The following is an 8,842-nucleotide window of genomic DNA, read 5'->3' on the forward strand; positions in this document are numbered from 1 at the left end:
GGCAGAAGGGGCCTACCGGGTACTTGAAGTGAACCCGGCCAAGGGGACGTATTGGCCGGCCGCGTCCAGCAGGAGTTGTCTGGCGACGCGGCGGAGGGCCGGGTTCTCGAGCCTGTCGACAGCGTCTAGATCAAGATCGGAGAGGTCGGGCAACGTCAGCTCGATGTTTCCGTCGTCCATATCTCGTGCACTCCTGTCCGTCCTGGGGCTTTCCTGGATGCTAAGCGATGGACGGCCGGCGACATCTACTGACGGAACGGGTCGTGGTTGCTGTGTCGACCTTGACGAAGATGCTCAAGGCGCGCTGGAGGTGAACCCGGCCCAGGAGTTGTCCGGGCTGCCTGCCTCCTGCCGGAGTCGTTCGGTGGCGCGGCGGAGGGCCGGGTTCTCGAGCCTGTCGAGAGCGTCTAGATCAAGATCGGAGAGGTCGAGCAACGCCGACTCGATCTCGATCTGCCCGTCGCCCATGGATCGCTCCGTTCCGGCTGGAATCACCTGGATAGCGCGCCTGGTCCAGGGTCCCCTGCGCCAGGATGAAGCCTACGGGTGCCGGCTGGTTGCCCTCGGCCGGCTGTCCACCTCCGTATTACGCCGTGCGAGTAGCGCGCCCGCTCGCTCAAGCCAGTGGATGGGATGGGCCATCGCGGCGCTCGTGCCACCCGCCAGATCGGCGAGCGCGAGCATGTCGCCGCCCGCCGGCGGCTCGGCGGCGATCTGCCCGGCGACCACGGCCACGGGCAGCCCGGCCCGGGCGGCGAGGGCCGACACCGCGCCGACGACTTTCCCGGCCAGGGACGTCCGGTCGAAGCGCCCCTCGCCGGTGATCAGCAGGTCTGCGTCGGCGAGGGCGGCCGGCAGCCCCGCGTGGTCGGCGATGGTGGCTGCACCCGGAACCAGTGTCGCGCCGAGGGTCGCCGCGAGCCCGTATGCGGTGCCGCCCGCCGCGCCGGTCCCGGGCAGTGCGGCGAGGCCGGTCGGCGCGCCCGCCTTCTCCAGGATTTCGACCAGCCGGGCCAGGCCCGCGTCGAGCAGGGCGATGTCCGCCGACCCGGCGCCTTTCTGCGGTCCGAACACGGCGGCGGCTCCGGTCGGCCCCAGCAGAGGCGCGTCGACGTCCACCAGGCAGTGCACGCCGTCGGGAGGGGCGGCGCGCAGGCCAGTCAGGTCCACGGCGGCCAGCGAGCGGAGGCTGCCGCCGCCGGGGGGCAGCGGCTGGCCGGCGGCGTCGAGGAAGCGGGCGCCGAGGGCGGTCAGCAGTCCCGTTCCGCCATCCGTGGACGCGGAGCCGCCGAGCGCCACGAGGACGCGGCGGCTGCCCGCGTCGAGGGCGGCGCCGATGGTCTCGCCGAGCCCGACGGTCTGGGCCTTCAGCGAATCCAGCTTCGCCATGAGGGGAAGGCCACTCGCCTGGGCCAGTTCGACCACGGCTGTCCCGCCGGGCAGCGCGAGCCATCCGGCGGTGACCCGTCGGCCGTCGGGGCCGGTGACGTTCAGCGTGTTCCGGACGGCTTCCGGGACAGCCGCGCTGAACACGTCGAGGGTGCCCTCGCCGCCGTCGGCGATCGGGATCGTGAGCACGACGTCGTCCGGGCGGACGGCGCGCCAGCCTCGGGCCAGTGCGGCCGCGGCCTCCGTGGCCGAGAGCGAGCCCTTGAAGGAGTCGGGTGCGATGACGACCCGCAGCGGGCCGCCGGCTGCCGCGGTGGGCACCGGGCGAGCCGTCGCCGGGACGGCCGCGGGGACGGCCGTGGGGACCGCGTCAGGTGAGGGGATCATGACACTCCGAGAGGGATGTGAACCGGCGCTCGCCTGCCGTGAGTGGTCATGCCGGGCAGGGCCCTTCAGGACTGGGCCAAGTCAGGCCAGGCCAGGCTGACCGGTGGCGGGAAATCGGGCTGGTGGCGGGAAATACTGCGGGGCAGCTGGCGCGGGGACGCAGTCGCGAGCCGGGTCGGTCCGCAGACAGGGAGACGATGATGACGCAGGCGAGCTCGGCCCACACGGAGAACCGCGAGCACGTGTTCTACTCCTGGGCGGCGCAGGAGACGACGCACCCCCTCGTGGTGGCCGGGGCCGAGGGGAGCTGGTTCTGGGACGAGAACGGCGAGCGGTACCTCGACTTCTCCTCCCAGCTGGTGAACTCCAACATCGGCCATCAGCATCCCGCGGTGGTCGAGGCGGTCGTGGCCCAAGCCCGCGAGCTGACCATGGTCGGACCGCAGCACGCCCACGCGGTGCGCTCGGAGGCGGCGCGGCTGATCGCCGAGCGTGCTCCCGGCGATCTGGACCAGGTGTTCTTCACCACCGGGGGAGCGGAGGCCACGGAGAACGCCGTGCGACTGGCCCGGCTCGCCACCGGGCGGAACAAGATCCTCGCCGCTTACCGGTCGTACCACGGTTCGACCGGCGGCTCGATCACGCTGACCGGGGAGCCGCGGCGTTGGGCGAGCGAACCGGGCATTCCCGGTGTGGTGCACTTCTTCGGCCCCTATCCGTACCGGTCGTCGTTCCACGCCGCCGACGCGGCGCAGGAGGGGGAACGGGCGCTCGCGCATCTCGCCGAAGTGATCGAGCTGGAGGGGCCGTCGGCGATCGCTGCGGTCATCCTCGAGCCGGTCGTCGGTACGAACGGGATCCTGGTGCCGCCGGACGGCTACCTCGCAGGCGTCCGGGAGTTGTGTGACGCGCACGGAATACTGCTGATCGCCGACGAGGTGATGTCGGGTTTCGGGCGGTGCGGGGAATGGTTCGCGATCGACCACTGGAATGTGGTGCCTGATCTGATCTGTTTCGCGAAGGGCGTCAACTCGGGTTATGTACCGCTTGGCGGGGTGGTTATTTCGCAGCGGATTGCGGATCTGTTCGCGCGGCGGCCGTATCCCGGTGGACTGACCTATTCGGGGCATCTGCTGGCCTGTGCGGCGGCGGTGGCTTCCATCAATGCTTTCGAGTCCGAGGACGTTCTCGGCCAGGCCCGCGCGCTCGGTTCCGAGGTTATCGGGCCGCAACTGGCCAAAATCGCCGCGCGGCATCCCAGCGTGGGTGAGGTGCGCGGGCTCGGGGTGTTCTGGGCGGTCGAGCTCGTCCGTGACCGGGTTACCCGGGAGCCGCTGGTCCCGTTCAACGCGGCGGGTGCCGCGGCCGCGCCGATGGCGGCCGTGACGGCGGCCTGCCGGGAACGCGGCCTCTGGCCGTTCACCCATTTCAACCGGGTGCATGTGGTGCCGCCGTGCACCACCAGCCCCGAGGACGTCTCGCTTGGCCTGTCGATCCTGGACGAGGCCCTGGCCGTCGCGGACGGCTATTACACCGGGTAACCCGCGACCCGCGACCCACGACCCGAAACGGCGGATGCCCGGCCTGGTTCGCCCCTGTCGGAGGGCGAGCCAGGCCGGGCACCGGCTGGCGAGTCAGGACCAGCGAGTCCGGCTGGAGCGCCTAGTGGGCGCGCTCGGGCTCGGTGGCGTCCCGGCCGTCGGCGGGGCCGTGCGGCTGCGCGGGAACGGTGTCACCGACCGCGTCCGCGGGCAGCGGCGTGTGGCGGATCTCCTCGATCTCCTCCGCGGTCTCCACCGAGACGTGCGGCAGGACCCGGTCGAGGCCCTTCGGCAGCCACCAGTTCGCACGGCCGAACAGGTGCATGAGGGCCGGCACCAGAATCGTGCGGATGACGAACGCGTCCAGCAGGATGGCGAGCGCCAGGCCGAGGCCGAACAGTTTGATGACCCGGTCGTCGCCGAGGATGAACGAGGCGAACACCAGGGTCATGATGGCGCCGGCGGCGGAAATGACCCGGCCGGTCTCGGCCTGGCCCAGGGAGACCGCGATGCGGTTGTCCCGCCGGGCCGTCCACTCCTCGTGCATGCGGCTGACCAGGAACACCTCGTAGTCCATGGAAAGCCCGAACAGGATCGCGAAGAGCATGACCGGAAGGAACGACTCGATCGGCCCGGGGCTGATGCCGAGCAGGTCCGACAGCCAGCCCCACTGGAACACGGCCACCACGGCGCCGAACGCCGCGCCGACCGCCAGCAGGTTCATCAGCGAGGCCGTCAGCGGAATGAGCAGGCTGCGGAAGACCACGACCAGCAGCAGGAACGCGAGGACCACGACGATCCCGATGAACAGCGGCAGCTTGCTCGACAGGACCCCGGAGAAGTCCTCGAAGACCGCGGTGATGCCGCCGACGTAGACCGGCGAGGCGGCGCCCCCGGTCGCCGCCGGGATGACGTCGTCGCGCAACCGGTCGAGCAGGGTGGAGGTCTCGGCCGCCTGCGGGCTCGTCGTCGGGTAGAGCGTGGCGATCGCGGCGTGGCCGTTCGGGCTCTGGCGCGGCGGGGTCACCGAGGCGACACCCTCCGCCTTGCGGGCCGCCTCGACGGCCCGGTTCATGGTCTGCAGGTCGGCCGGCGAGTCGATCTCGGTGACCAGCATGAACGGGCCGTTGAAGCCGGGGCCGAAGCCGTCGGCGAGCAGGTCGTAGCCGCGCTTGCTGGTCTTGGTGTCGGCGCCGTTCCCGAGGTCGGACGAGCCGAGCCGCAGCGACAGGAACGGGATCGCGATCAGGACGATCACCCCGGCGCTGAGCAGGGCGAGGACCGCCGGGCGGCGCTCCACACCCTTGGCCCACCGCCACCAGAACCCCGAGGGCTGCTCCGGCTCGGGGCCGTGCTCGGCCATCCGGCGCCGCTGCCGGCGGCTGAGCACCTTCGGCCCGTAGAAGCCGAGCAGGGCGGGCAGCAGGGTGACCGAGGCGAGCATCGTCATCGCGACGGTCAGGGCCGCGGCGAGGGCGACCCCGTAGAGGAAGGTCACCCCCAGTGCGAACAGGCCCAGCAGCGCGATGCAGACCGTCATGCCGGCGAAGATCACGGCGCGGCCGGAGGTGTTGACCGCGGTGACCGCGGACTCCTCCGGCGTGCGGCCGGCGCGCAGGCCGATGCGGTGGCGGTTCACGATGAACAGCGCGTAGTCGATGCCGACGCCGAGGCCGATCAGCGTCGCGAGCATGGTGCTGAACTCGGCGACGGTCGTCAGGTGCGAGACCTGGACGATGAGGGCCATGCCGACGCCGAGCGCCATGATGGCGGTGATCAGGGGCAGGGTCACCGCGAGCAGGGAGCCGAAGGCGAGGAAGAGGATGACCGCGGCGGCGACGACGCCGATGAGCTCGCTCGCGCTCTGCTGCGGCTGCTCGACGATCGCGACGACCTGCCCGGTGAGCTCGACCTGCAGCGCGCCGGAGTCATAGGAGCGGGCCGTGTCGACCAGGCGCTCGATGTCGTCGAGGGGCAGCTCGTTGCCGGGCAGGTCGAGCGCGACGGTCGCGAAGGCGGTGGTGCCGTCGGGGTTGGTCTGGCCCTCGCCGTCGGCGGTGAACGGGCTGACCACCTCGGCGACGTGGGGCAGGTCGGCGATCTTCGCCAACATCTCCGTCGCCCGGGGCTCGACCGCGGGATCGCTCAGCGCACCGGTGCGGGCGTGCAGCACGATGGACGCGCTGTCGCCGGACTGCGCCGGGAAGTCGCGTTCGAGGATGTCGATGGCCTTCTGGGAGTCGGTCCCGGGCAGGGAGAAGGCGTCCTTGTAGTCGCTGCCCGTCACCCGGCCGAGCGCCGTCAGCCCCACGAGGGCGGCGATCCACAGGAACAGGACGAGCCGGCGGTGCTGGAAGCACCAGCGCGCGAGCGTTGCCACGATTTCCCCTCGGAGATGCTGGTTGTGCCGGTCTGTGGCTGGTCTGCCAGTTGACCTACTGATCGATGGCGACGTTCGTCGTGCACCTGATCGAGATGCACCTGATCGGGGGGATCTGGCCACCCACCAACTTACCGATCGTTCAGTAGGTAGGAGTCAGAGTAACATTCGCGGCTGACTCGTCCTCTGGGGGTGCAGAGCTGGTGGTCGCTGGGCACGTGCGTCCGCAGGGGGTGGACACTCGCGCGCGGATCCTGTCGGCCGCTGTGGAGCTCTTCGCGGAACGAGGGTATGCGGGCACCTCGGTCCGTGACATCTCTGAGCGACTCGGAGTGACGAAGGCCGCGCTTTACTACCACTTCTCGTCCAAGGAGACGATCCTTGACGCGTTGATCTCCCCGTTCGTCTCCAGGCTGGGGCAACTGGTCGAGCTCGCCCGCCAGGATCCGGCACCGCCGCCGCGGGCGATCCTCGAGGGCATGGTCGCCCTGCTGGTGGAGACCGGGGGAGTGCTCTGCGCCTTCGCGAACGATCCGTCGGTGCTGCACCGGCGAATCGGAAAGGACGACATCACCTCCCAGCAGGAGGTGATCGTCCGGGCGATCGCCGGGCCGGATCCCACCCCGGCTCGGATGCTGCGGGCCCGCTGCGCGGTCGGGTGCATCCAGAGCGGGGTCCTTGGGACCGCCGTCGAGCGGGTCCGGGGCGCCGCGGGCGCGCCTGAGGTCGCCGGTGCCGGGCGTGCCACCAGCGTCACCACCACCGGCGTGGGGATCGCGCGCGGCATCCGGGCCCTGAGCAGCTTTACTGGATGCGGCGGCGCGGCTGTTCCGGACGGCGCGGCGGACCCGGCATCGCAGCCGGGCACTCCCGCGGCGGACGGCATCCAGACAGTCGGCGACGCCCGCCCGGTGCGCACCGCGACTGACACCCATGCACGAGACGGGGGTGTCGGTGCTCCGGGCGGCGTCGGTGCGCTGTCCCCACTCGCGCCGCTGCTGCCGACAGAACTTCAGCGTGTGATCGTGGAGGCTGCTCTTGCCGCGCTCGGATCCGAGCAGCCCGTGGACCCGCCGGCGCGGTGACGGGAGGCGGAACGACGTGCCCTCCGGGCGCGTCGTCCCCCCGCGTCACAACCCCGGCGGGACGCCGTCCGGCGGAAGATCGGCCGGCGGGATGTCGGCCGGACGGATGTCGGCCGGACGACAGGCGGCCAGCGTGCTGGCGGTGGTCGCCCTGGCGGCCTCCGTGGCGGCGTGCGCCGGGCTCACGGGTGCCGGGAGCGTGCCGGTGCCCGAGCCCCCCGGGGCGGCTGCCCGGAACGCGGCGGGCGCGGGAGCACCGGGGGCGGTCACCGAGACCGTCACCGTGCGGGTTCGCGACCGGACGGTCACGGCAGAAGTCGCCGACAGTGACGACGAGCGGCGCCGTGGCCTGATGTATCGAACCCGGCTTCCGCCCGACCACGGCATGATCTTTGATTTTGGCGGTGAGACGACGTCCGGCTTCTACATGTTCCGGACGTTGCTGCCTCTTTCGATCATGTTTGTCCGAGACGGTAGGGTTGTCGGCGTGCGGGAGATGACGCCGTGTTCGGGCGACGATCCGTCGGCCTGCCCGGTCTACTACCCGGACGGGGCATACACACACGCAGTGGAGGCACCGGCACACACCTTCGCCGGAGTCGCCACCGGTGATCCGGTGGCGATCGGTTCGGACTGACGGCAGGGTGTAGCCGATGGTCGGCAGATGTGGTGGCTCCCGCGGGCGTGAGCTACGTCTCGATGTCCGGTAGATGTCAATGCTGTGTCATTCCACGCCGAAAACCAGGGTGGAATTGACTGGTGGCTTCGGTGAGGTGAATCCGCATCTGGTCCGCCGCTGGTCTCAGGAATGTGTGGTAAGGGAGCAAGGTCCGATGTCGTCCATCTGACGATGGACGACCCGGCCTCGGGACGATGAAATGGTGGAGCCGCTCGAAGCGAGCCGGCGGTGGGCGGGAGTGCAGGTCTGATCCCGCCGCACGTGGAACGCCGATGGTGGAGGGCGACATAAACGGAAGCAGTAGGTGACGTGAAACCTGTGCCGGAACGGGACCACGGGGGGGACCGTGTGACCCGAGGTGGTGGGCCGTGAACACTCGGCCCCGCGCAGCCGCCCGCGAGGGGAACCTGACCGTCGTATCCAGCGGTACGCGATCCGCCTCGCCGGGGGGATGGCCGCCACGGACAGCCGTGGTGACCGGAGCCAGCTCCGGCATCGGCCGGGAGGCGGCGCTCCTGCTCGCTGACCAGAACTGCCGATCGCTCCTGGTCGGGCGGAACGGCCCGGCCCTGGACGAGGTGGCAGCCGCTACGCAGGGCCATCGGATCGCCGTGGACCTCGCACGTCCCGGCTCCGAGGTCACGGTGGCCTCTCGCGCCTCGGAGCTGCTCGGCGACGTGGATCTGGTGATCTGCTCGGCGGGCCTGGGTGCCGCGGGGCCGTTCGACGTGATGCCCCCGTCTGCCATCAACGATCTCGTCGCCGTGAACATCCTGGCCCCGATGATGCTGGTCCGGGCGATGCTGCCGGCGATGCTCGACCGGGGGGAGGGGCGAATCCTCCTGGTCGGCAGTGTCGCCGGCGTGCTGGGCGTGCGAGGCGAGGTCGTGTACTCGGCGACGAAGGCGGCGATGGTGGGCTTCGCCGACGCGCTTCGCTCCGAAGTAGCCGGACGCGGCATCAGCGTGACGTTGTGTTTACCAGGAGTGGTCGACACCCCCTTCTTCCACCGGCGTGGCGCACCGTATGTGCGCCGGTGGCCGCGTCCCATCCCGGCCGGTCTGGTGGCGCAGCGCATGATCGCTGCCGCCGGTCGGGGAGACGCCGAAGTATGGGTGCCACGGTGGTTGTCCGCGGCCGCGCGCGTGCACGGCGCGGCTCCTTCTCTGTACCGCCGCCTGGCCGGTGTCTTCGGATGAGCCCGAGGCCGGCCCGGGAGGTGAGTGAGCAGGTCGACTACTGAGTCGCCGCCGGTGGCACCCCCACCGGCGGCGAGGCGGCAGCCGCGGCGCGGCCCCCCCCCCCCGGGCCCCCCGCGGCGGGGGCGGGGCCCCCCGCGGGCCGGGGGGGGTGGCCCGTTGCCCCGGGCCCCCGCAGCGGG

The 8,842-nt window shown here is 71.2% G+C and carries 8 protein-coding genes; 4 read left to right on the forward strand and 4 right to left on the reverse strand.

Annotation, left to right across the window (positions count from 1 at the left end; translation table 11 throughout):
- Nucleotides 1-12 precede the first annotated feature (12 nt).
- The 3 genes from fxsA (MXD62_RS24795) to MXD62_RS24805 form a co-directional block, all read right to left on the reverse strand.
- On the reverse strand, nt 13-180 hold the full coding sequence (gene fxsA, locus MXD62_RS24795; protein ID WP_248831857.1) for an FxSxx-COOH cyclophane-containing RiPP peptide: 168 nt from the start codon (nt 178-180) through the stop codon (nt 13-15).
- A 114-nt stretch (nt 181-294) separates the two neighbouring features.
- On the reverse strand, nt 295-468 hold the full coding sequence (gene fxsA / locus MXD62_RS24800; RefSeq protein WP_248831858.1) for an FxSxx-COOH cyclophane-containing RiPP peptide: 174 nt from the start codon (nt 466-468) through the stop codon (nt 295-297).
- A 72-nt stretch (nt 469-540) separates the two neighbouring features.
- The gene (locus MXD62_RS24805; RefSeq protein WP_248831859.1) at nt 541-1,776 is read right to left on the reverse strand and encodes a glycerate kinase; all 1,236 of its coding nucleotides are present in this window, start codon (nt 1,774-1,776) and stop codon (nt 541-543) included.
- Between the two features lie 200 nt (nt 1,777-1,976).
- On the opposite strand from MXD62_RS24805, the gene MXD62_RS24810 reads away from it, so the two are divergent.
- Nucleotides 1,977-3,317 carry an aspartate aminotransferase family protein gene (locus tag MXD62_RS24810; protein ID WP_248831868.1) on the forward strand — a complete coding sequence of 447 codons (1,341 nt, stop codon included), beginning with the start codon at nt 1,977-1,979 and terminating at the stop codon, nt 3,315-3,317.
- A 121-nt stretch (nt 3,318-3,438) separates the two neighbouring features.
- On the opposite strand, the gene MXD62_RS24815 is transcribed toward MXD62_RS24810, so the two are convergent.
- Nucleotides 3,439-5,697: an MMPL family transporter gene (locus MXD62_RS24815; protein WP_248831860.1), complete on the reverse strand. Its 2,259-nt coding sequence runs from the start codon at nt 5,695-5,697 to the stop codon at nt 3,439-3,441.
- A gap of 233 nt (nt 5,698-5,930) precedes the next feature.
- Between MXD62_RS24815 and MXD62_RS24820 the strand changes: the two genes are divergently transcribed.
- The 3 genes from MXD62_RS24820 (at nt 5,931) to MXD62_RS24830 (ending at nt 8,660) form a co-directional block, all read left to right on the forward strand.
- A complete protein-coding gene (locus MXD62_RS24820; RefSeq protein WP_308301320.1) occupies nt 5,931-6,782 on the forward strand; it encodes a TetR/AcrR family transcriptional regulator in 852 nt (283 codons plus the stop codon).
- A 16-nt stretch (nt 6,783-6,798) separates the two neighbouring features.
- Entirely contained in the window at nt 6,799-7,419 is a 621-nt protein-coding gene (locus MXD62_RS24825) for a DUF192 domain-containing protein (RefSeq protein ID WP_248831861.1), read from the forward strand.
- Nucleotides 7,420-7,931: 512 nt separating this feature from the next.
- Complete coding sequence (locus tag MXD62_RS24830; RefSeq protein ID WP_308301319.1) at nt 7,932-8,660, forward strand: SDR family NAD(P)-dependent oxidoreductase; 729 nt, start codon at nt 7,932-7,934, stop codon at nt 8,658-8,660.
- Nucleotides 8,661-8,842: the final 182 nt, after the last annotated feature.

Origin of the sequence: Frankia sp. Mgl5 (genome assembly GCF_023242985.1) — a bacterium.
GTDB lineage: Bacteria > Actinomycetota > Actinomycetes > Frankiales > Frankiaceae > Parafrankia > Parafrankia soli.

Excerpts from the sequence above, each read along its gene's own strand:
- fxsA (WP_248831857.1), bottom strand. The coding sequence starts at position 180 with ATGGACGACGGAAACATCGAGCTGACGTTGCCCGACCTCTCCGATCTT.
- MXD62_RS24805 (WP_248831859.1), bottom strand. The coding sequence starts at position 1,776 with ATGATCCCCTCACCTGACGCGGTCCCCACGGCCGTCCCCGCGGCCGTC.
- MXD62_RS24810 (WP_248831868.1), top strand. The coding sequence starts at position 1,977 with ATGACGCAGGCGAGCTCGGCCCACACGGAGAACCGCGAGCACGTGTTC.
- fxsA (WP_248831858.1), bottom strand. The coding sequence starts at position 468 with ATGGGCGACGGGCAGATCGAGATCGAGTCGGCGTTGCTCGACCTCTCC.